Origin of the sequence: Streptomyces sp. NPDC046860 (assembly GCF_040645115.1) — a bacterium.
GTDB lineage: Bacteria > Actinomycetota > Actinomycetes > Streptomycetales > Streptomycetaceae > Streptomyces.
In genome coordinates, this window is record NZ_JBEYXQ010000004.1 from 82,757 (window position 1) to 105,673 (window position 22,917).

General features: G+C 73.4%; 17 protein-coding genes and 1 tRNA gene. 16 read left to right on the forward strand and 2 right to left on the reverse strand.

Annotation, left to right across the window (positions count from 1 at the left end):
- The first annotated feature begins 12 nt into the window (after positions 1–12).
- The 8 genes from ABZ898_RS07900 (at position 13) to ABZ898_RS07935 (ending at position 10,368) form a co-directional block, all read left to right on the forward strand.
- The gene (locus ABZ898_RS07900) at positions 13–2,160 is read left to right on the forward strand and encodes a bifunctional polysaccharide deacetylase/glycosyltransferase family 2 protein (protein WP_361654026.1); all 2,148 of its coding nucleotides are present in this window, start codon (positions 13–15) and stop codon (positions 2,158–2,160) included.
- The gene (locus ABZ898_RS07905; protein ID WP_361654029.1) at positions 2,157–3,341 is read left to right on the forward strand and encodes an acyltransferase; all 1,185 of its coding nucleotides are present in this window, start codon (positions 2,157–2,159) and stop codon (positions 3,339–3,341) included. The genes ABZ898_RS07900 and ABZ898_RS07905 overlap by 4 nt, the downstream gene beginning before the upstream one ends.
- Before the next feature lie 85 nt (positions 3,342–3,426).
- Positions 3,427–3,996 carry a CGNR zinc finger domain-containing protein gene (locus ABZ898_RS07910; protein WP_361654032.1) on the forward strand — a complete coding sequence of 190 codons (570 nt, stop codon included), beginning with the start codon at positions 3,427–3,429 and terminating at the stop codon, positions 3,994–3,996.
- Between the two features lie 271 nt (positions 3,997–4,267).
- Positions 4,268–4,861 carry a sigma-70 family RNA polymerase sigma factor gene (locus ABZ898_RS07915; protein WP_030810966.1) on the forward strand — a complete coding sequence of 198 codons (594 nt, stop codon included), beginning with the start codon at positions 4,268–4,270 and terminating at the stop codon, positions 4,859–4,861.
- A 47-nt stretch (positions 4,862–4,908) separates the two neighbouring features.
- Entirely contained in the window at positions 4,909–5,679 is a 771-nt protein-coding gene (locus ABZ898_RS07920; protein ID WP_361654035.1) for a zf-HC2 domain-containing protein, read from the forward strand.
- Between the two features lie 76 nt (positions 5,680–5,755).
- Positions 5,756–8,071, forward strand: a complete 2,316-nt coding sequence (locus ABZ898_RS07925) for a UvrD-helicase domain-containing protein (protein ID WP_361654038.1) — start codon at positions 5,756–5,758, stop codon at positions 8,069–8,071.
- A 324-nt stretch (positions 8,072–8,395) separates the two neighbouring features.
- Positions 8,396–9,820 (forward strand): NAD-dependent malic enzyme, encoded by a 1,425-nt coding sequence (locus tag ABZ898_RS07930; protein WP_361654041.1) that lies wholly within the window; start codon positions 8,396–8,398, stop codon positions 9,818–9,820.
- A gap of 266 nt (positions 9,821–10,086) precedes the next feature.
- Complete coding sequence (locus ABZ898_RS07935) at positions 10,087–10,368, forward strand: HU family DNA-binding protein (RefSeq protein WP_018549700.1); 282 nt, start codon at positions 10,087–10,089, stop codon at positions 10,366–10,368.
- Between the two features lie 66 nt (positions 10,369–10,434).
- On the opposite strand, the gene murA is transcribed toward ABZ898_RS07935, so the two are convergent.
- Complete coding sequence (gene murA / locus ABZ898_RS07940; RefSeq protein ID WP_361654044.1) at positions 10,435–11,775, reverse strand: UDP-N-acetylglucosamine 1-carboxyvinyltransferase; 1,341 nt, start codon at positions 11,773–11,775, stop codon at positions 10,435–10,437.
- 248 nt (positions 11,776–12,023) lie between these two features.
- Between murA and ABZ898_RS07945 the strand changes: the two genes are divergently transcribed.
- From ABZ898_RS07945 to ABZ898_RS07975, 7 genes are all read left to right on the forward strand, one after another.
- On the forward strand, positions 12,024–12,593 hold the full coding sequence (locus ABZ898_RS07945) for a YqgE/AlgH family protein (RefSeq protein WP_361654047.1): 570 nt from the start codon (positions 12,024–12,026) through the stop codon (positions 12,591–12,593).
- 29 nt (positions 12,594–12,622) lie between these two features.
- Positions 12,623–12,907: a DUF3039 domain-containing protein gene (locus tag ABZ898_RS07950; RefSeq protein ID WP_030810948.1), complete on the forward strand. Its 285-nt coding sequence runs from the start codon at positions 12,623–12,625 to the stop codon at positions 12,905–12,907.
- Between the two features lie 259 nt (positions 12,908–13,166).
- On the forward strand, positions 13,167–14,840 hold the full coding sequence (locus ABZ898_RS07955) for a beta-N-acetylhexosaminidase (protein WP_361654695.1): 1,674 nt from the start codon (positions 13,167–13,169) through the stop codon (positions 14,838–14,840).
- A gap of 224 nt (positions 14,841–15,064) precedes the next feature.
- Positions 15,065–15,958 (forward strand): FAD binding domain-containing protein, encoded by an 894-nt coding sequence (locus tag ABZ898_RS07960; protein WP_361654050.1) that lies wholly within the window; start codon positions 15,065–15,067, stop codon positions 15,956–15,958.
- Positions 15,955–17,535, forward strand: coding sequence for a 2Fe-2S iron-sulfur cluster-binding protein (locus ABZ898_RS07965; protein WP_361654053.1), 1,581 nt, complete (start codon positions 15,955–15,957; stop codon positions 17,533–17,535). The genes ABZ898_RS07960 and ABZ898_RS07965 overlap by 4 nt, the downstream gene beginning before the upstream one ends.
- A complete protein-coding gene (locus tag ABZ898_RS07970) occupies positions 17,532–19,838 on the forward strand; it encodes a molybdopterin cofactor-binding domain-containing protein (RefSeq protein ID WP_361654056.1) in 2,307 nt (768 codons plus the stop codon). The genes ABZ898_RS07965 and ABZ898_RS07970 overlap by 4 nt, the downstream gene beginning before the upstream one ends.
- Before the next feature lie 181 nt (positions 19,839–20,019).
- Entirely contained in the window at positions 20,020–21,174 is a 1,155-nt protein-coding gene (locus ABZ898_RS07975; RefSeq protein ID WP_361654059.1) for an SUKH-4 family immunity protein, read from the forward strand.
- Here ABZ898_RS07975 and ABZ898_RS07980 read toward each other — a convergent pair.
- A tRNA-Cys gene (locus ABZ898_RS07980) sits at positions 21,174–21,245 on the reverse strand. The genes ABZ898_RS07975 and ABZ898_RS07980 overlap by 1 nt on opposite strands.
- 177 nt (positions 21,246–21,422) lie before the next feature.
- On the opposite strand from ABZ898_RS07980, the gene ABZ898_RS07985 reads away from it, so the two are divergent.
- Positions 21,423–22,826: an MFS transporter gene (locus tag ABZ898_RS07985; protein ID WP_361654062.1), complete on the forward strand. Its 1,404-nt coding sequence runs from the start codon at positions 21,423–21,425 to the stop codon at positions 22,824–22,826.
- Positions 22,827–22,917: the final 91 nt, after the last annotated feature.

Sequence of the window (22,917 nt, forward strand, 5' to 3'; positions counted from 1 at the left end):
CGGAAGAACCCGATGACTCCGCGAACCGATCGCCGGGCGCTGCCCCGGCGCCGCCGGCTCCCGCTGCGCCCGCTGCTGGCCTTCCTGCTGCTGCTCGCCACGCTGGCCATGCTCATGCTGCACGGCTACGTCCACAACGAGATCCTCGCCGACCACCGCGTCCGGCCCGAGGCGCCCGCCGGGCGGGTGCCCGCGAAGGTCACCGGGGGCGGCCCCGTCATCGACACCCGGGGCGGCCGCACCGACAGCCTCCGGGTGCCGAAGGGCCGTATCGTCCTCACTTTCGACGACGGCCCCGACCCGACCTGGACGCCCAAGGTCCTCGACGCGCTGAAGCGGAACCACGCGCAGGCCACGTTCTTCGTGACCGGCACGATGACCTCCCGCCACCCGGAGCTGGTCCGGCGCATGGTCGCCGAGGGCCACGAGGTCGGCCTGCACACCTTCAACCACCCCGACCTCTCCTACCAGTCGGAGCGCCGGATCGACTGGGAGCTGTCCCAGGGGCAGCTGGCGCTCGCGGGCGCGGCCGGCATCCGCAGCTCGCTGTTCCGGCCGCCGTACTCCTCCTTCGCCTCCGCGATGGACGACACGTCCTGGCCGGTCACCCGGTACGTCGGCGGGCGGGGCTATCTCACCGTGCTCAACGACCGCGACAGCGAGGACTGGCGCAGGCCGGGCGTCGAGGAGATCATCCGCCGGGCCACGCCCCGCGACGGCGAGGGCGCGGTCGTCCTCATGCACGACTCGGGCGGCGACCGGAGCCAGACGGTCCAGGCCATCGACACCCTGCTGCCCAGGCTGCGGGCCGAGGGCTACCGCTTCCAGACCCTCACCCGGGCCCTGGACGCGCCGAGCGGCGACACCCCCGTCACCGGGGCCGGGCTGTGGACGGGCAAGGCGTGGATCGTGCTGGTGAAGGCGGCGGACAGCAGCACCACCGTGCTCGTCGCGGGCCTCGCCGTCGTCGGCGTCCTGGTCTTCGGGCGGTTCGGGCTGATGCTGCTGCTGTCCGCCGCGCACGCCCGCCGTACCCGGCGCCGTGACTTCCGCTGGGGCCGGGAGCCGGTCACCGAACCGGCGACCGTGCTGGTCCCGGCGTACAACGAGGCCAAGTGCATCGAGAACACGGTGCGTTCACTGGTGGGCGGCGACCACCCGGTGGAGGTCGTCGTCGTCGACGACGGCTCCACCGACGGCACCGCCCGGATCGTGGAGGCGCTCGGGCTGCCCGGCGTCCGCGTCGTCCGGCAGCACAACGCGGGCAAGCCCGCCGCCCTCAACCGGGGCCTGGCCAACGCCCGTCACGACCTGATCGTGATGATGGACGGCGACACGGTCTTCGAGCCGTCCACCGTCGCCGAGCTGGTGCAGCCCTTCGCCGACCCGCGCGTCGGCGCCGTCGCGGGCAACGCCAAGGTCGGCAACAAGGACACCCTCATCGGGGCCTGGCAGCACATCGAGTACGTGATGGGCTTCAACCTCGACCGGCGCATGTACGACGTGCTGCGCTGCATGCCCACCATCCCCGGCGCCGTCGGCGCGTTCCGCCGCACCGCGCTGGAGCGGGTCGGCGGGATGAGCGACGACACCCTCGCCGAGGACACCGACATCACCATGGCCCTGCACCGGGACGGCTGGCGCGTCGTCTACGCCGAGAAGGCCCGCGCCTGGACCGAGGCCCCGGAGTCCGTGCGGCAGCTGTGGTCCCAGCGCTACCGCTGGTCCTACGGCACCATGCAGGCCATCTGGAAACACCGCCGGGCCGTCCTCGAACGCGGGCCCTCCGGGCGGTTCGGCCGGGTCGGGCTGCCCCTGGTGTCCCTGTTCATGGTGGTCGCCCCGCTGCTGGCCCCGCTGATCGACGTCTTCCTCGTCTACGGCCTGGTCTTCGGCCCCACGGGCAGGACGATCGCGTCCTGGTTCGCGGTGCTGGCCGTCCAGGCCGTCTGCGCGGGCTACGCCTTCGCGCTCGACCGGGAGCGGCTCACCCCGCTGATCTCCCTGCCCCTCCAGCAACTGCTGTACCGCCAGCTCATGTACGTGGTGCTCCTCCAGTCCTGGATCACCGCGCTCACCGGCGGCCGGCTGCGCTGGCAGAAGCTGCGCCGCAAGGGCGGGGTGTCGGCGCCGGTCCCGGCCGAGGGGGCGCTGCGATGACGACGGCACTCACTCCCGAGGTGGCTCCCGAGCCGGTACGGCGGCAGGCCCCGGTCCGGGACCGCTACTTCGACCTGCTCCGCGCCCTCGCGCTCTTCCGCGTCGTCTTCTACCACCTCATGGGCTGGGCCTGGCTGCCCGTCGTCTTCCCGTCCATGGGCGTGATGTTCGCCCTCGCCGGCAACCTGATGGCCCGCTCGCTGAAGCGCCCTGCCCTCGGTGTCGTACGGGGCCGGATGCGCCGCCTGCTGCCCCCGCTCTGGCTGCTGGGCGCGCTGGGGGTCTCGGGCATGGTGCTCCAGGGGTGGCGCCCCGGCGCCGAGGGGCATCCCTTCTGGTGGTTCGCGCACCTCGGCTTCTGGGTGCTGCCGCTGAGCGACCCGCCGTACGCGGGCACGCTGCCCGGCGTCCACGGGGTGCTCGGCCCGGACTGGGCGGCCGAACTGGCCGGACCGCTCTGGTACATCCGCGCCTACCTGTGGTTCGTGCTGCTCTCCCCGGTCCTGCTCCGGGCGCTGAAGGCGATCCCGTGGATCACCGTGCTCTCCCCGGTCGCGCTCGCGGCCGCCTTCGAGTTCGGCCACCTCCAGCTCCCCGGCGAGCGCGTCCCGTCGGCGCTGACCGACTTCAGCACCTTCGGCGCCTGCTGGATTCTCGGCATGGCCCACCAGCAGGGGGTCCTGAAGCGCGTTCCGCGCTACGTCGTGCCGTCCGTCGCCCCGCTCGTGGCCGGGCTCGGCCTCTGGTACGCGCTCACGCACGGCTTCCGGCAGGGCCACGACCTGGACGACATCCCGTTCGCCCAGTCCCTGTGGTCCCTGGCCACCGTGCTGCTCCTGCTGCACGTCAGCCCGGCGTGGACCGACTGGCCGCGCGCGCTGCGGCCCTTCGAGCGCCTGATCACCCTGCTCAACTCCCGTGCGGTGACCGTCTATCTCTGGCACAACCTCTGCATCCTGGCCGCCTCCACCCTCTGGGACCAGCTCTGGCGCTACGACGTCCTCGACGAGGACTGCCCCTGGCTCCTGGAGAGCCCCTGGCCCGTCCTCGCCCTCACCTGGACCCTGATCTGCGGCTGCGTCGTCGCCTTCGGCTGGGCGGAGGATCTCGCGGCTGGGCGGGGGCCGCGACTGTGGCCGGACGGACGCGTGCGGCGGGGCAGCCGCCACCGGGCCGTCTGACGCGGGGGGTTCCGGGCGCGGGGCGGGACGGGCACTGTGGACGGGAGCGAGAAGGACGTCTCCTGTCTGGGTGGTGACGTGACGCATGGCACCGGGTACGCCACGATTCGACGCCGGGCGAAGCTGCCTGGATCTGCTGGCCACCGCGCATCCGGAGGAACGGATCGGTACGGCGCGGGAGTTGGCCCGGTGGATCACCGGGGCAGGGCTGGTGCCCGCGGGGGTGCGGCTCCAGGGGGTCGACGGGGGCTGGGTCGCCGGGTTCCGGGAGCTGCGGCTGGACGTGGACCGGCTGGTGCGGCGCGACGGGCTCGCGGTGCCCCTGGACTCGCTGGACCGGATCAACCGCGCCGCCCGTGCCGCCGCGCCCCCGGCCGTCGGTGCCGTACCGGACGGGAGCGGCCGGCTGAAGCGGGACCTGGCCGAGCCGCCCCGCTCCGACGCCCTCCTCTCCCTGCTCGCCCGCGACGCCATCGACCTCCTCACCGACCCCCTGGCGCGGTCCGCCGTGCGCGAGTGCGAGGCCGAGGGGTGCCCGCTGCTGTACCTCGACACCTCCCGCGGCCGCCGCAGGCGGTGGTGCTCCAGCGAGGGGTGCGGGAACCGGGAGCGGGTCGCCCGGCACCGGAGGCGGGCCGCGCTGACGCGGTCCTGATCGTCCGGGTACGGCCCAAGTGCCGGAAACACACCTGCACTTGAGGCGCGTGATTTGCGCAACACCGAGGTTTGGTTACCGGTAAGTAGGGGCAGTCCCCGACGAGTTGACGCCGTGTCGGAAATGTAAAGATCGCGCGGTGGGAATGTGCGCGCATGTCCCGCTCGTCACGTGGCACTTGAGAAAAACACCACCTCACCTTGAACAAGCGCGCCACCCGCCCCGTACGAAGGGGCGAGCGACCGACGGGGGCAAGCCCCGGACACCGGAGGTGGGCGTGCGCAAGGATGCGGCCGTGGCCAATGAACGTGGATCGAGGGCCCGACATCGCATGTCCTCGCAGCCCTCACAGTCGTCGGAACCCGACGAGGAGTTGATGCGTGCCCTGTACCGGGAGCACGCCGGACCACTCCTCGCCTACGTCCTCCGGTTGGTCGCCGGTGACCGGCAGCGCGCCGAGGACGTCGTACAGGAAACCCTCATCCGTGCCTGGAAGAACGCCGGCCAGCTCAACCGGGCGACCGGATCGGTACGCCCCTGGCTGGTGACGGTCGCCCGGCGCATCGTCATCGACGGCCACCGCAGCCGGCAGGCCCGGCCGCAGGAGGTCGACCCGTCGCCGCTGGAGGTCATCCCCGCGGAGGACGAGATCGACAAGGCGCTCTGGCTGATGACGCTGACGGACGCGCTCGACGACCTGACCCCGGCCCACCGGGAGGTCCTCGTCGAGACCTACTTCAAGGGGCGTACGGTCAACGAGGCGGCGCAGACCCTCGGGATACCCAGCGGCACGGTGCGCTCACGGGTGTTCTACGCCCTGCGGTCGATGAAGCTGGCGCTGGAGGAGCGGGGGGTGACGGCGTGATGAGTGTGTACGGAGGAATGCGAGGATTCGGCGCGGGCGGTACGGGTATGTCTGGCCCCATGCAGGGATCTCCGGTGCCGAACGAGCACGAGACCGTCGGCGCCTACGCCCTCGGAATCCTGGACGACACCGAGGCGACCGCCTTCGAGACGCACCTCGCGGGCTGCGAGTGGTGCGCCCAGCAACTGGACGAACTCGCGGGGATGGAGCCCATGCTGGCCGCCCTCGCGGACCTGCCGGGCACCGGCAGCACCCCCGTCATCGGCGAGTCGCTGTCCGCGCGGCCGACCCCGAGGCTCGTCGAGAAGCTCGTCGACGAGGTCTCCGAGCGGCGCGCGAGCAAGCGGCGCCGCGGCTTCTACCTGGTCGCGGCAGCCGCCGCGCTGATCATCGGCGGCCCGGTGGCCGTGATGTCCGCCGGCGGCGACACGGGGCAGACGGCGACCCCGCTGGCCGCCTCCGCCAAGGACCACTTCGGGCAGCTCTCCCACAAGGTCACCGGCACGGACGCCGGCACCGGTGTCTCCGCCACCGTCGCCATGCAGGGCAAGACCTGGGGCACCGACGCCGTGCTGCGGCTCACCGGCGTCAAGGGCGAGCTGAAGTGCTCCCTGATCGCGGTCGGCACCAACGGCGAGCGGCAGACCCTCGGCTCCTGGAGCGTCCCCAAGGACGGGTACGGCATCCCGGACGCCAAGACCGAGCAGGCCCGCAACCCGCTGTTCATCGGGGGCGGCACCGCGCTCCAGCCGGGCGAGATCGACCACTTCGACGTGATGACCCTCGACGGGAAGAAGCTCGTCCAAGTGGATGCCTGAGATCACGCCCGCGTAGCTTTGCCGGGTCCTCTTCGCGTACGGTTGACGGCTGCCCAGCACGTCAGAAGGGGGCCCGGTGGCCGCTCAGGTTCAGCATCCCGCGGATCTCTCGGTACACGACGCACACGACTCCGTACGTGACCGAGAGATCAGCGTCGAACAGGTACACCTGGACCGGGTGTACCGGCGGCTCGAGGAGAAGATCCACGAGGCCGAGTTCCTGATGCACGACGCCGCCCAGCGCGGCCATGTGGGCACACCGGGCGCGCTGGCCGAGCGGGACGCGCAGGTCTTCCGGGCCGGCATCCACCTCAACCGGCTCAACAACGAGTTCGAGGACTTCCTCTTCGGCCGGGTGGACCTGCTCCAGGGCAAGGACGGCAAGAAGGGCCCCGACGGCGCGTACACCGCCGTCGAGCCCGCCGAGGGGGCCGTGCGCCCGGACAGCACCGCCGACATCGCCGAGACCCTGCACATCGGCCGGATCGGCGTCCTCGACGAGGACTACTCCCCGCTGGTCATCGACTGGCGGGCGCCCGCCGCCGCGCCGTTCTACCGCTCCACCCCCGTCGACCCCGGCCGGGTCGTGCGGCGCCGGGTCATCCGCTCCAAGGGCCGCCGCGTCCTCGGCGTCGAGGACGACCTGATGCGCCCCGAGCTGAAGGCCACCCTGGACGGCGAGGAACTGCCCGTCATCGGCGACGGCGCGCTGATGGCGGCCCTCGGCCAGGCCCGCGGGCACACCATGCGGGACATCGTCTCCTCGATCCAGGCCGAGCAGGACCAGGTCATCCGCGCCCCCGCCGCCTCCGTCACCTACGTCGAGGGCGGCCCCGGCACCGGCAAGACCGCCGTCGCCCTGCACCGCGCCGCCTACCTGCTCTACCAGGACCGCAGACGCTACGCGGGCGGCATCCTCATCGTCTCGCCGACCCCGCTGCTGGTGGCCTACACCGAGGGCGTGCTGCCCTCCCTCGGAGAGGAGGGCCAGGTCGCCATCCGCGCGATCGGCTCCCTGGTCGACGGTGCCGAGGCCACGCTCCACGACTCCCCGGCCGTGGCCCGCGCCAAGGGCTCGTACCGGATGCTGAAGGTGCTGCGCCGGGCCGCGCGCGGCACCCTCGAACTCGGCGCCCAGGGCGGCACCCCGCCCGAGCGGCTCCGCGTGGTGGCCTTCGGCCGCCGCCTCGAACTGGAGACGGAGGAGCTGGAGACCGTACGGCGCACCGCGCTCGGCGGCACCGCCCCGGTCAACCTGCTCCGCCCGCGCGCCCGCAAGCTGCTGCTGGATGCCCTGTGGGCCAGGTCCGGCGCCGCCGGCCGGCACACCGACCCGGAGCTGGCCGCCGAGCTGCGCGCCTCCTTCGACGACGACGTGGCCGACGAGGACTCCTTCATCGCCTTCCTCGACGCCTGGTGGCCCGAACTGACCCCGAAGGGCGTCCTCGCGGCCATGGCGGACGAGAAGCGGCTCGGCCGCTGGGCGCGCCGCGTGCTCAACCCCGGCGAGGTCCGCAAGGTGGCCCGCGCGCTGAGGCGGGACGGCCTGTCCGTCCACGACATCGCCATGCTGGACGAGCTCCAGGCGATCCTGGGCGCCCCCGCCCGCCCCCGCAAGAAGCGCGAGCTCGACCCGCTGGACCAGCTCACCGGCCTGGAGGAGCTGATGCCGGTGCGCGAGGAGACCCAGCGCGAGCGCGCCGAGCGGCTCGCCCAGGAGCGCACCGAGTACGCGCACGTCATCGTGGACGAGGCGCAGGACCTCACCCCGATGCAGTGGCGCATGGTCGGCCGCCGGGGCCGGCACGCCACCTGGACGGTGGTCGGCGACCCCGCCCAGTCCTCCTGGTCCGACCCGGACGAGGCGGCCGAGGCCCGCGACGAGGCCCTGGGCTCCAGACCCCGGCGCCGCTTCGAGCTGACCGTCAACTACCGCAACCCGGCCGAGATCGCCGAGCTGGCCGCCAAGGTCCTCGCCCTCGCCATGCCCGGCTCCACGTCCCCCCGCGCCGTCCGCTCCACCGGCGTCCGGCCGCGCTTCCGTCCGGCCGGCGACTCCCTGGGCGGCACGGTCCGCGCGGAGGCCGAGCGGCTGCTCGGCATGGTCGACGGCACGGTCGGCGTGGTCGTCGCCATGGACCGCCGCGAGGAGGCCCGCCGCTGGCTCGCCGGGCTCGGCGACCGCGTGGTCGCCCTCGGCAGCCTGGAGGCCAAGGGCCTGGAGTACGACGCGACCGTGGTCGTCTCGCCCGCGGAGATCGCCGACGAGTCCCCGGCCGGCCTGCGGGTGCTCTACGTCGCCCTCACTCGCGCCACCCAGCAGCTCACCGTCGTCTCCGGCGACCGCGACGAACCGGACGAGGCCGGGGTGCCGGACTTGCTGCGGGACTGACCGCGACGCGTTCACGGAACCCCGTGCACGGGGGAATGCCCCCGGGGGTCCGTTTGTTAGCCTTGTCGTGGCACCGGCCCGATCCAAGCCCCCGGGCCCAACCTTCGTCGCTACGAGCGACCACTTGCCGCGAGGCGAGCATGGCGGGTCGGTGTCATGAACGTTCGCGAGAGGCCCACGTCACCTGTGACGTGGGCCTCTCGTCTTGGGGAAGTCCCCGAGAACACAACGTCCGCAATCGGGGGCGACTACCACGTACTCGGCGGTAGGTGCGACGATCGGACGGCACAACACGCGACACGGTGAAAGCAGAGGAAGTCGGCCATGGCAACGGCGCCCAGCGTCTCCTACTCGATGACCATCCGGTTGGAGGTGCCCGCGAGCGGAACGGCCGTCTCGCAGCTCACCACCGCCGTGGAGTCCTCCGGAGGCTCGGTCACCGGCCTCGACGTCACCGCGTCCGGGCACGAGAAGCTCCGTATCGACGTCACCATCGCGGCCAGCTCCACCGCGCACGCCGACGAGATCGTCGAGGAGCTGCGGGGGATCGACGGCGTCATCCTCGGCAAGGTCTCCGACCGTACGTTCCTCATGCACCTCGGCGGCAAGATCGAGATGCAGTCCAAGCACCCCATCCGCAACCGTGACGACCTCTCCATGGTCTACACGCCCGGTGTCGCCCGCGTCTGCATGGCGATCGCGGAGAACCCCGAGGACGCCCGGCGCCTGACCATCAAGCGCAACTCCGTTGCGGTCGTGACGGACGGTTCGGCCGTGCTCGGCCTCGGCAACATCGGCCCCAAGGCCGCGCTGCCCGTCATGGAGGGCAAGGCTGCCCTCTTCAAGCGGTTCGCCGGCATCGACGCCTGGCCGCTGTGCCTGGACACCCAGGACACCGACGCCATCGTGGAGATCGTCAAGGCGATCGCCCCCGGCTTCGCGGGCATCAACCTGGAGGACATCTCCGCGCCCCGCTGCTTCGAGATCGAGGCCCGGCTGCGCGAGGCCCTGGACATCCCCGTCTTCCACGACGACCAGCACGGCACCGCCATCGTCGTCCTGGCCGCGCTGACCAACGCCCTGCGCGTCACCGGCCGCTCGATGGAGTCCATCCGGGTCGTCATGTCCGGCGCCGGCGCGGCCGGTACGGCCATCCTGAAGCTGCTGCTGGCCGCGGGCGTGAAGAACGCCGTCGTCGCCGACATCCACGGTGTCGTCCACGCGGGCCGCGAGGACCTCGTGGACGCCCCGGCGGACTCCGCGCTGCGCTGGATCGCGGACAACACCAACCCCGAGGGCCTCACCGGCACCCTCAAGGAGGCCGTGCGCGGCGCGGACGTCTTCATCGGCGTCTCCGCCCCGAACGTCCTGGACGGCACCGACGTGGCGGCCATGGCGGACGGCGCGATCGTCTTCGCACTGGCGAACCCGGACCCCGAGGTCGACCCCGCGGTGGCCCGGCAGACGGCCGCCGTGGTGGCCACCGGCCGCTCCGACTTCCCCAACCAGATCAACAACGTGCTGGTCTTCCCCGGTGTCTTCCGGGGCCTGCTGGACGCCCAGTCCCGCACCGTCAACACCGAGATGATGCTCGCCGCCGCGCAGGCGCTCGCCAACGTGGTGACCGAGGACGAGCTGAACCCGAACTACATCGTCCCCAGCGTCTTCAACGACAAGGTCGCCGGAGCGGTGGCCGGAGCGGTCCGCGAAGCCGCCAAGGCCGCCGGGGCGGCGGCTGCGACGTCCTAGCAGCCCTTGCCGTAGGGTCGGGGAGGTCGTGGGACCGATGCGGCCTCCCCTGCGGCGAGTCGCCCGTTGCCCGGTCGTGCCGCCCTCTAGGGTGGCGGCGGGGCAGGCGCTTTTCGTGTGACTCCCTAGGGTGTTCTCATGACTCCTACGGGTGCCGGATTGGCTTTCCCGCCGCAGGTAGGGGCAGGATGCGTCTCTGGGCGCGAGCGCATCGGCATCGATCTCACCTCACGCCTCATTGGCAAGAAGAACACGGGAGTAAGAACATGAACCGCAGTGAGCTGGTGGCCGCGCTGGCCGACCGCGCCGAGGTGACCCGCAAGGACGCCGACGCCGTGCTGGCCGCGTTCGCCGAGGTCGTCGGCGACATCGTCTCCAAGGGCGACGAGAAGGTCACCATCCCCGGCTTCCTGACCTTCGAGCGCACCCACCGTGCCGCTCGTACCGCGCGCAACCCGCAGACCGGTGAGCCCATCAACATCCCGGCCGGCTTCAGCGTGAAGGTCTCCGCGGGCTCGAAGCTCAAGGAAGCGGCAAAGGGTAAGTAACCCCGACAACGCGAAATGGGCGGTCCCCCGATCGGGGGACCGCCCATTTCGCGTTCTGCGTGGGACCTAGCCGAGCGCCTTGCCCGGCAGCTCGACCTTCGCGCCCAGTTCCACGAGCTTCTCCATGAAGTTCTCGTAGCCGCGGTTGATCAGGTCGATGCCGTGGACCCGTGAGGTGCCCTCGGCGGCCAGCGCCGCGATCAGGTACGAGAAGCCGCCGCGCAGGTCGGGGATGACCAGGTCGGCGCCCTGCAGCTTGGTCGGGCCGGACACGACCGCCGAGTGCAGGAAGTTCCGCGCGCCGAAGCGGCAGTCCGAGCCGCCCAGGCACTCGCGGTAGAGCTGGATGTGGGCGCCCATCTGGTTCAGCGCCGAGGTGAAGCCGAGGCGGGACTCGTAGACCGTCTCGTGGACGATCGACAGGCCCGTGGCCTGGGTCAGGGCCACCACCAGCGGCTGCTGCCAGTCGGTCTGGAAGCCGGGGTGCACGTCCGTCTCCAGCGCGATGGACTTGAGCTGGCCGCCGGGGTGCCAGAAGCGGATGCCCTCGTCGTCGATCTCGAAGGCGCCGCCGACCTTGCGGTAGGTGTTCAGGAACGTCATCATCGAGCGCTGCTGGGCGCCCCGGACGTAGATGTTGCCGCCGGTCGCGAGTGCCGCGGAAGCCCAGGAGGCGGCCTCCAGGCGGTCCGGGAGGGCGCGGTGGTTGTAGCCGCCCAGCGAGTCCACACCGGTGATGCGGATCGTCCGGTCGGTGTCCATGGCGATGATCGCGCCCATCTTCTGCAGCACGCAGATGAGGTCCTCGATCTCGGGCTCCACGGCCGCGTTGGACAGCTCGGTGACGCCCTCGGCCAGCACGGCCGTCAGCAGCACCTGCTCGGTGGCGCCCACCGACGGGTACGGCAGGTCGATCTTCGTGCCGCGCAGCCGCTGCGGGGCCTCCAGGTACTGCCCGTCGTCCCGCTTCTCGATCGTGGCGCCGAACTGGCGCAGCACGTCGAAGTGGAAGTCGATCGGACGGCCGCCGATGTCGCAGCCGCCGAGGCCGGGGATGAAGGCGTGACCCAGACGGTGCAGCAGCGGGCCGCAGAACAGGATCGGGATACGGCTGGAACCCGCGTGGGCGTCGATGTCGGCGACGTTCGCGCTCTCGACGTAGGTCGGGTCCAGGACCAGCTCGCCCGGCTCCTCGCCCGGACGCACCGTCACGCCGTGCAACTGGAGCAGGCCGCGCACGACCCGCACGTCACGGATGTCCGGGACGTTGCGCAGGCGGCTGGGCGCGCTGCCCAGAAGGGCGGCGACCATGGCCTTCGGCACGAGGTTCTTCGCACCGCGGACACGGATCTCGCCCTCCAGCGGGGTTCCGCCGTGGACAAGCAGGACATCGTCGTTGACGGTCATGAATCTCGCGTTCCGATGAGTCGGGCAGGGGCCGGCCGGTCACTTTGCGCAGGGGCCGGAGAGACAGGGTAATCGCCGATCACCCCCCGCCCGTAAGCCCGAGCACCCGCCAGCCGTGTCACAACACGAACGGTTTCCTCCCGCGCACGCGGGGTCACCGCCCGGCCGTGCCCCGCGAGACGGCGTGCTCGCTGTTCATGTGCCTTTCGGCTCCCCATGCGGGGCCGGGATGCGGGATCATGTCTGGCATGACCGAGGTGTCCTCGCTCACAGGGCGGCTGCTCGTGGCGACCCCCGCCCTGGCGGACCCGAACTTCGACCGTGCGGTGGTGCTCCTGCTCGACCACGACGAGGAGGGGTCCCTGGGAGTGGTCCTCAACCGGCCCACCCCGGTGGACGTGCGCGACGTGCTGGCCGACTGGGCCGCCCTGGCCGGCGAGCCCGGTGTGGTCTTCCAGGGCGGCCCCGTCTCGCTGGACTCCGCCCTCGGCATCGCGGTGGTCCCCGGCGGCGAGGGGGAGGGCGCCCCGCTGGGCTGGCGCCAGGTGCACGGCGCGATCGGCCTGGTCGACCTGGAGACCCCGCCCGAGCTGGTCGCCTCCGCCCTCGGGGCGCTGCGGATCTTCGCCGGGTACGCGGGCTGGGGCCCCGGCCAGCTCCAGGACGAGCTGGACCAGGGCGCCTGGTACGTGGTCGAGTCCGAGCCCGGTGACGTCTCCTCCCCGGCCCCGGAGCGGCTGTGGCGCGAGGTGCTGCGCCGCCAGCGCGGAGACCTGGCCATGGTGGCCACGTATCCGGACGACCCATCGCTCAACTGATGCCTGTGAGCTTCAGTACCCTTGGCGGTATGAGCACTCTTGAGCCCGAGCGCGGGACTGGTACGGGGACCCTCGTAGAGCCGACGCCGCAGGTGTCCCACGGCGACGGCGACCATGAGCGCTTCGCCCACTACGTCCAGAAGGACAAGATCATGGCGAGCGCCCTGGACGGCACCCCCGTCGTGGCGCTGTGCGGCAAGGTGTGGGTGCCCGGCCGCGACCCCAAGAAGTACCCCGTCTGCCCCATGTGCAAAGAGATCTACGAATCCATGAGCAGCGGTGGCGACAAGGGCGGGGACAAGGACAAGAAGTAACGGCCTCCCCGGCCCCGGCTCGGCAAGGCCCCGCAGGCGCGCACGCGCCCGCGGGGCCTTCGCGCTTTCCGGTCCCGGGGCATCGAGCGGAATCCGTCCGTCGCGCTTCCGGGCCTTCCCGGCCCCCTTTAGGCGAACGCTCGCCGTGTGTGTTCACGGCGTTCCCGTGCGTGTTTCGCCCGGCGCCGGGGCATCGTCCCCGTGGTACGGATTCCGGGATGTGCGCCGAGGGATTTCGGGGGCTGAAGTGACGCGTGAGATTCCGGATGTGATTCCGGCGCCGGCCCGGGCCGAACAGGTTCCGGGGGAGGGTTTCGTCCTGGGGCCGGACACCGGTCTGGCCGCCGCGGGAGAGGGCGCGCACGGCACCGAGCGGTGGTTGCGCGCCACCCTGGGCGCCGCCACCGGCCACGCCCTGGCCCCCTGCGACGGCACCGCCCGCAACGCCGTACGCCTCGCCGTCGACCCGCGTGTCACCGGGGAACTCGGCGCCGAGGGCTACCGGCTCGACATCACGCCCACCGGCGCCGACCTGCGCGGCGGCGGCCCGGCCGGACTGTTCTGGGGCGCCCAGACGCTGCGGCAGCTGCTGGGACCCGACGCCTTCCGGCGGGCCCCGCTGCCCGGCCGGACCTGGCGGCTGCCGGCGGTGCGGATCGCCGACGCGCCCCGCTTCGGCTGGCGCGGACTGCTGCTCGACGTGGCCCGGCACTTCATGCCCAAGGAAGGCGTGCTGCGCTATCTCGATCTGCTGGCCGCGCACAAACTCAACGTCCTCCACCTGCATCTGACGGACGATCAGGGATGGCGGATCGAGATCGGGCGGTACCCGGGACTCACGGAGAGGGGTTCCTGGCGTGCGCGGACCAAATTCGGCCACCGCTCGTCCCCTCTCTGGGACGCGAAACCGCACGGCGGCCACTACACCCAGGACGACATCCGGGAGATCGTCTCCTACGCCGCCGAACGCCATATCACCGTCGTCCCGGAAATCGATCTTCCCGGCCACTCCCAGGCCGCCATCGCCGCCTATCCGGAACTCGGCAACACCGACGCCGTCGACACCTCGGGCCTCGCCGTCCGGGACGACTGGGGGATCTCCCCGTACGTGCTCGCCCCCACCGAGGCCGTCCTGCGCTTCTACGAGGGCGTCCTCGAAGAGGTGCTCGCGCTGTTCCCGTCGCCCGTCGTGCACCTCGGCGGCGACGAGTGCCCGCCGGACCAGTGGCGCGCCTCGGCCACCGCGCGGGCCCGCGCCGCGGAACTCGGGCTCGCGGACGTGGACGGGCTGCGCTCCTGGTTCGCCGGGCACTTCGGCGCCTGGCTCGCCGCGCGCGGACGCAGGCTCGGTGGCTGGGACGAGATCCTCGACGGCCCGCTGCCGCCCGGCGCGGTGGTCTCCTCCTGGCGCGGGCACGGCGGCGGCCGGGCCGCGGCGCGGGCCGGGCACGACGTGGTCATGTGCCCCGAGCAGCACGTCTACCTCGACCACCGGCAGGCGCCCGGACCGGACGAACCGGTGCCCATCGGCTACGTGCGCACGCTGGAGGACGTCTACCGGTTCGAGCCCGTGCCGGACGGGCTCAGCGCCGGGGAGGCCCGCCATGTGCTGGGCGCCCAGGCCAACATGTGGACCGAGGTGACCGAGGACGCCGGACGCGTCGACTACCAGGTCTTCCCCCGGCTCGCCGCCTTCGCCGAGGTCGTCTGGAGCCCGCTGCCCGCCCCCGGTGAACGCGATGTCGCGGACTTCGGGCGCCGGATGGACTCCCACCGCCTGCGGCTCGACGCGCTCGGCGTCGCCCACCGCCCGCCCGGCGGCCCCCGGCCCTGGCAGCGGCGCCCCGGAGTGCCCGGACGGCCCTTCGCCGGACCGCCCGCCGAGGCGTGGCCCCCGGCCCCCGCACCCTCGGGCGCCCACCCGGACGCGTAACGGGAGAACCGCCCGGCCGTCACCGAAGAGGGTCAATCGGACCCATCCCAAGATGCTGGTGTAAACGGGACCATCCGCCCGATGGAGTGGGTCAACACCCCTTGGCCGACCCGCGCGTCCGAGCCTTGCGAAGATGTGCCAGAGTTGCCACGTCCGCCCTGTCAGCACGTACCGTACGGCAGCACAGGCGCGACCAGGTGGGGCAGCGGGAAGGGGCAGCCGGTTTGACCACGCACGCACCGCAGGCGGCACAGGCCGTCACGCTGCCCGCGACGCTGGACGAGGCGGTGGCGGCCCTGACCGCCATGCCCGCGGCCGTCCCCGTCGCCGGCGGCACCGACCTCATGGCCGCCGTCAACTCCGGGCAGCTCAGGCCCGCCGCGCTGGTCGGCCTCGGCCGGATCAGCGAGATCCGCGGCTGGCAGTACCAGGACGGCCACGCCCTGCTCGGCGCCGGCCTCACCCACGCCCGCATGGGCCGCCCCGACTTCGCCGCGCTCATCCCGGCGCTCGCCGCCGCCGCGCGCGCCGCCGGGCCGCCGCACATCCGCAACGCGGGCACCCTCGGCGGCAACATCGCCTCCGCCGCCCCGACCGGCGACGCGCTGCCGGTGCTGGCCGCGCTGGAGGCCACGCTGATCGTCGCGGGCCCGGACGGCGCCCGCCGCGAGGTTCCCGTCTCGCACCTGCTGGCCGGCGTGGACATGCTCCGCGGTGGCGAACTCATCGGCTACGTCAGGGTTCCGCTGCTGCACGCCCCCCAGGTCTTCCTCAAGGCCACCGGCCGCACCGGGCCGGGCCGCTCGGTCGCCTCCGTCGCCCTGGTCCTCGACCCCGCGCGGCGCGGAGTGCGGTGCGCGGTGGGCGCCATAGCGCCGATGCCGCTGCGCCCGCTGGACGCCGAGCAGTGGGTCGCGCAGCTCATCGACTGGGACAACGACCGCACCCTCGTCCCCGAAGCCCTCCAGGCGTTCGGCGAGTACGTCGCCGCGGCCTGCATCCCCGACCCGGCGCCGGAGCCGGACGGCACGGTCGTCCCGCTGCCGCCCGCCGTACTGCACCTGCGGCGCACCGTCGCCGCGCTGGCCCGGCGAGCACTGGGGAGGGCGCTGTCGTGACGGACGACCAGCACGGACACGGAGACGACACGTCCCAGGGCGGCGGCCGCTGGAACCCGCTGCCCCAGGGCGAGTACGACGACGGCGCGACCGCCTTCGTCCAGCTCCCCGAGGGCGGCATCGAGGCCCTGCTGGCCGCCGACAGCCCGCTGGCCGCGCCGGGCCACGGCTTCGTGCCGCCCCGGATAACGACCCCGCCGGAGGGCGGGGACCACCAGAGCCCCGACACCGGTTCCTGGGGCATGCCACAGGAACAGTGGCCCGCCCAGGACGCCGTCCCGGCCCAGCAGCCGTACGGCGACGACCGGTTCACCTACCAGCCCGGCACGCAGGGGCACTGGACCGCCGAGGAGGCGGCCGCCGCGTCCGGGCACGACGTCACCGGGCAGTGGTCCGTGCCGGTCGCCGGGGGCGAGCTGCCCGACGAGTCCGGCGAGTTCACCACCTCCGCGCTGGCCGAGCAGTGGGGCGCAGCCCCGCCGGTCCTGCCCGGCGGCGCCGCCGCGCCCTGGGTCACCGACACCATCGGCGGTGCCTGGGGCCCGCAGGAGGGCGTGGCTCCCGCGCCCGGCGAGGCGCACCCCGGGCACCCCGGCCACCCTGACGAGGCGGCCGAGCACGCCGAGTACGCGGAGTCCGGCGAGTCCGCCGATGCCGCCGATCCCGCCGGGGCCTTCGAGCCGGTCCACGCGGCCGGGCCCGAGGAGTCCGCCGAGGCCGCCCCGGACGCCGAAGCCCTCGTGGAGGCCCCTGAAGACGCCTCTGACGGCCCGTCGGACGAGGACGAGGGCGAGGAGCCCGAGGCCGCGCCGGAGGCCGTGGAGGAGCCCGTGGCGGCCGACGGGGCCGACACCGCCTTCGAGGCCGCCTTCGAGGAGGACACGGCCGAGGACGAGGGCCCACCGCCCCCGCCCCACGAAGAACACCCCCTCGCCTCCTACGTGTTGCGTGTCAACGGCGCCGACCGGCCCGTCACCGACGCCTGGATCGGCGAGTCCCTGCTCTACGTGCTGCGCGAGCGGCTCGGCCTCGCGGGCGCCAAGGACGGCTGCTCGCAGGGCGAGTGCGGGGCCTGCAACGTCCAGGTCGACGGCCGGCTCGTCGCCTCCTGCCTGGTCCCGGGCGTCACCGCCGCGGGCAGCGAGGTCCGCACGGTCGAGGGCCTGGCCACCGGCGGCCACTCCTCCGACGTCCAGCGCGCGCTCGCCCGCTGCGGCGCCGTGCAGTGCGGCTTCTGCGTACCCGGCATCGCCATGACCCTGCACGACCTGCTGGAGGGCAACCCCGCCCCGACCGAGCTGGAGACCCGCCAGGCGCTCTGCGGCAACCTGTGCCGCTGCTCGGGCTACCGGGGTGTCCTCGACGCCGTCCGCGAGGTCGTCGCCGAGCGCGAGGCCGGCGCGGGCGCCGACCTGGAGGCGGACGCCGACACCGCGCGCATCCCGCACCAGGCGGGCCCCGGCTCCGGCGGCGTCAACCCCTCGGCGTTCGAGGCACCCGGCGCCTTCGGGGCGTACGGCGCCCCGCAGGACCACCCGTACGACCCGCACCACGGCCAGGACGGAGGCCAGGCGTGAGCGACGAAGCCGCCACCGCGACCACGGCGGCGGAAGCACCCGCGGCCGAACCCCTGCCGCACGGCCTGGGCGCCTCGCTGCCCCACGCCGACGCCCGCGCCAAGACCGAGGGGACCTTCCCCTACGCGGCCGACCTGTGGGCCGAGGGCCTGCTGTGGGCCGCCGTGCTGCGCTCCCCGCACGCGCACGCGCGCATCGTCTCCATCGACACCACGCACGCGCGGGCCATGCCCGGCGTGCGCGCCGTCGTCACCCACGAGGACGTGCCCGGCACCTCCCGGCACGGCCGGGGCACCCCCGACCGCCCGGTGTTCGCCTCCGAGGTCGTGCGCCACCACGGCGAGCCCATCGCCGCCGTCGCCGCCGACCACCCCGACACCGCGCGGATGGCCGCCGCCGCCGTGATCGTCGAGTACGAACCGCTCGACCCGGTCACCGACCCCGAGCGGGCCTTCGAGGCCGGACCGCTGCACCCGGACGGCAACCTGATCCGGCACATCCCGCTGCGCCACGGCGACCCGGACGCGGCCGGCGAGATCGTCGTCGAGGGCCTGTACCGCATCGGACGCCAGGACCCGGCGCCCATCGGCGCCGAGGCCGGGCTCGCCGTACCGCGCCCGGACGGCGGGGTGGAGCTGTACCTCGCCTCCACCGACCCGCACAGCGACCGCAACACCGCCGCCGCCTGCTTCGGGCTGCCCGCCGACCGCGTGAAGATCGTCGTCACCGGCGTGCCCGGCGCCACCGCCGACCGCGAGGACCAGGGCTTCCAGCTGCCGCTCGGCCTGCTCGCGCTGCGCACCGGCTGCCCGGTCAAGCTCGCCGCGAGCCGCGAGGAGTCCTTCCTCGGGCACGCCCACCGCCACCCCACCCTGCTGCGCTACCGCCACCACGCCGACGCCGAGGGCAGACTCGTCAAGGTCGAGGCGCAGATCCTGCTCGACGCGGGCGCCTACGCCGACACCTCCGCCGACGCCCTGGCCGCCGCGGTCTCCTTCGCGTGCGGCCCCTATGTCGTCCCGAACGCCTTCATCGAGGGCTGGGCGGTGCGCACCAACAACCCGCCCTCCGGCCATGTGCGCGGCGAGGGCGCCATGCAGGTCTGCGCCGCCTACGAGGCGCAGATGGACAAGCTGGCCAGGAAGCTGGGCCTGGACCCGGCCGACGTGCGGCTGCGCAACGTCCTGGCCACCGGTGACGTACTGCCCATCGGCCAGACCGTGACCTGCCCGGCCCCCGTGGCCGAACTCCTCCAGGCGGTACGGGACTTCCCGCTCCCGTCGCTGCCCAAGGACGGCCCGGAGGAGGACTGGCTGCTGCCCGGCGGCCCCGAGGGCGCGGGCGAACCGGCCGCGGTGCGCCGGGGCGTCGGCTACGCGCTCGGGATGGTCCACATGCTCGGCGCCGAGGGCACCGACGAGGTGTCCACCGCGACCGTCCGGGTCCACGACGGCGTGGCGACCGTGCTGTGCGCGGCCGTGGAGTCCGGACAGGGCTTCACCACGCTGGCCCGGCAGATCGTGCAGGAGACGCTCGGCATCGACGAGGTGCACGTCGCACCGGTCGACACCGACCAGCCCCCGGCCGGCCCCGGCTGCCGGGGCCGCCACACCTGGGTGTCCGGCGGGGCGGTGGAGCGCGCGGCGAAGATGGTCCGCACCCAGCTCCTGCAGCCGCTGGCGCACAAGTTCGGCATGTCCACCGAGCTGCTCCAGATCACCGACGGCAAGATCACCTCGTACGACGGGGTGCTCTCCACCACCGTCAGCGAGGCCCTGGAGGGCAAGGAACTGTGGGCCACGGCCCAGTGCCGCCCCCATCCGACCGAGCCGCTGGACGGCGCCGGACAGGGTGACGCCTTCGTCGGCCTCGCCTTCTGCGCGATCCGCGCGGTGGTCGACGTCGACGTCGAGCTCGGTTCGGTACGGGTGGTGGAGCTGGCGGTCGCCCAGGACGTGGGCCGGGTGCTCAACCCCGCGCAGCTGGCGGCCCGGATCGAGGGCGGGGTCACGCAGGGCGTGGGCATCGCGCTCACCGAGAACCTGCGCACCCCGCGCGGCCTGATCCGCCATCCCGACCTCACCGGGTACGCGCTGCCGACCGCGCTGGACGCGCCGGACATCCGGATCGTGAAACTGGTCGAGGAGCGGGACGTGGTGGCGCCCTTCGGGGCCAAACCGGTCAGCGCGGTGCCGGTGGTGACCTCCCCGGCGGCGATCGCGTCGGCGGTGCGGGCGGCCACCGGGCGCCCGGTGAACCGGCTGCCGATCCGGCCGCAGGCCGCGGTGGTCAACGCGCGGTGAGCGCCTGCCGGTGAGGGCCTGCCGGTGAACTCCGGCGCTCCCTCGGGGCAACGCGGACGCGCTCTTTCGCGTCTTCCTCTCCGGGGGCGTTGTCAGTGGTGCGGCGTAGGGTCCTTGAAGTCGGGGACGGCCGCCGCGCGCGGAGCCCGCCGTATCGAGGAAGATCGCGGGGGAGCGAGTCATGAGCATGGCCGATGCCGGGGTCACGGGGATCACGCTGACCGAGGCCGAGCTGGACCGCTGGGTCACGCACGCGCCGACACGCGGGCTGCTCGCCGGGCCCGGACTCCCTTCGGACACCGGCCTGCTGACCTTCGCCCCGCTGCGCACGCACGGCCTGCGCAGGCTCGCCGACGCGACCGACGGGCCGTGCCGGCTCGCCGACGAGCTGCGGGACCGGCTGGTCATCGGCGAACTGCTCAACCCGGCCGGGATGGAGCGCGAGTCGATACTGCTCGACGGCGCCACCGGCGAGATCACCACCGCGTACCTCGTCGACCCCTCCGGCGCGCGCCCCTTCGCGCCGTCCCTCACCACCATGCTGCGCTTCGCCGCCGTGACCGAGGAACTCGCCGGTCTGCGCGGCCGGTTCGCCTCCCTGGCCGGGCGGTACGGACCGGGCGCGGTCACCGAGGCGTCCCGGCGGCTGCTGGCGCTGTTCGAGGAGGGCACCGACGGGGCGGTCCCGGCGTACTGGAAGGCGGCGGCGCTGATCCGCCCGCTGTCCCTGGTCGCCGCGCCCGGACTCGGCGGGCTCGCGCTGGAGATGCCCGGGCGGCTGCTGGACCAGGAGTTCGGGCACGGCCGGGTGGCCCGCTTCGAGGAGGTCGACTTCCCGGCCACGCTCACCCACGAGCCGACGCGCCGCTTCCTGTGCGAGACGGGGCTGCCGGAGGAGGCGGTGCTGTCCCGCGCCGACACCGACGTGCCGCTGCCGACGCTGACGGAGTACTTCGCCCCGGACTGCGCGGGCCGCCCCCTGGACCGGCTCCCGGCCCACGCCGACCACCTGATCCGCCTCGGCGACCTGAGCGCGGACACCGTCCTCGTCCTCGACGGCCGCACCGGCGCGGTCCTCACCTACTCCGAGCCGGACGCCGCCCTCCACCCCCTCAACACCGACGTCTCCACCCTCGCCTACACCCTCTGGCTCCTCCACCACGAACGCACCATCGACGACCACCTCTCCCACGAGCTGACGACGACGGCGTACGACCAGCTCGCGGCGGCGATGATCGACACCCTGACGGTCCTGGACCCGACCGGCACCTCCCCCGTCCCCACGTGGCACTACTGGACGGAGCTGCTGCGGGGGGAGTCGGGCGGCGGAATCTGAGGCCGTGGCGGGAATCGAACCCGCGTAACTCGCTTTGCAGGCGAGTCCCTGAGCCACTCGGGCACACGGCCGTGTGTCGTGGAACGAACGTAGGCGGGGCGGGGGAGGGGGGACAAGGGGGCCGGACCGGGTGCAACGGGACTGCCATGCCGCGTTCATACGAGGGGCGGGGCGTAGGGCGAACGGCGTAGGGCGGGTAGGGCTTACGACAGGGGTAAAACTGTGCTGCGGGCCTTACGCTGGCCCGTATGGCCGCCCTCGAATCCTCCGACAGCACACGCGCCGGTACGGTCCCCGCCGATGACGAGGGCGGGGTGCTGTCACGGGCGCACCGGGCGCTCAGCGTGGGGATCGTCTCGGTGGTGCTGCTCATCGCCTTCGAGGCGACCGCCATCGGCACCGTCATGCCGGTCGCGGCGCGCGAGCTGGACGGGGTCTCGCTGTACGCCTTCGCGTTCTCCGGCTACTTCACCACCAGCCTCACCGGCATGGTGCTCGCCGGGCAGTGGGCGGACCGGCGGGGGCCGCTCGCCGCGCTGGCCACCGGGATCGGCGCCTTCGCGGCCGGGCTCGTGGTGTCCGGGACCGCGCAGGTGATGTGGGTGTTCATCCTGGGGCGCGCGGTGCAGGGGTTCGGCGGCGGGCTGGTGATCGTCGCCGTGTACGTGGTCGTCGGCCGGGCCTACCCCGAGCGGCTGCGGCCCGCGATCATGGCGGGCTTCGCCGCCGCGTGGGTCGTGCCCTCCATCGTCGGCCCCCTCGCCTCCGGAGCCGTCGCCGAACACCTCGGCTGGCGCTGGGTCTTCCTCGGCATCCCGCTGCTCGTGCTGCTTCCGCTGGGCCTCGCCCTGCCGCAGATCCGGCGCCGGGCGGGCGGAGCCGTGGACTCCACCTCCGCCACCCCCGCCTTCGACCGGCGACGCATCCGGCTCGCGTTCGCCGTCTCGCTGGGGGCCGGGCTCGTGCAGTACGCGGCTCAGGAGCTGCGCCCGCTGTCGCTGGTGCCCGGTCTTCTCGGGGCGGCGTTGCTCGTGCCCGCCGTGCTGCGGCTGCTGCCGAGGGGGACGTACCGGGCGGCGCGCGGGCTGCCCTCCGTCGTGCTGTTGCGCGGGGTGGCGGCGGGGTCGTTCATCGCCGCCGAGTCCTTCGTACCGCTGATGCTCGTCACCCAGCGCGGGCTCTCCCCGACGCTCGCCGGGTTCTCGCTGGCCGCGGGCGGGCTGACCTGGGCGGCGGCGTCCTGGGTGCAGTCCCGGCCGTGGACCGAGCCGTACCGGGAGCGGCTGATGACCTCCGGGATGGTGCTGGTGGCCGCCGCGATCGCCACCGCGCCCGCCGTGCTCGTCCCGGCCGTACCGGTGTGGACGGTCGCCGTCGCATGGGGGTTCGGCTGCTTCGGGATGGGCCTGGTGATCTCCTCCACCAGCGTGCTCCTGCTCAAGCTCTCCGCCCCCGCCGAGGCCGGCGCCAACTCCGCCGCCCTCCAGATCTCCGACGCCCTCTCCAACGTCGTCCTCCTCGCCGCCGCGGGCGCGGCCTTCGCCACCCTCGGCAGCGACGGCACCACCGCCTTCGCCGCGGTCTTCCTGCCGATGGCCGGAGTCGCGCTGGTGGGGGCCTGGGTGACGACCCGGCTGCGGACGTCGAGCTGACCGGCAGCCCGCCCGTCCCCCACTGTGACCTCAGTCCCACCCGCCCCAGCCCCCGCCCCGTCCGACCCCGGCGGAGCCGTGCGCGCCGGTA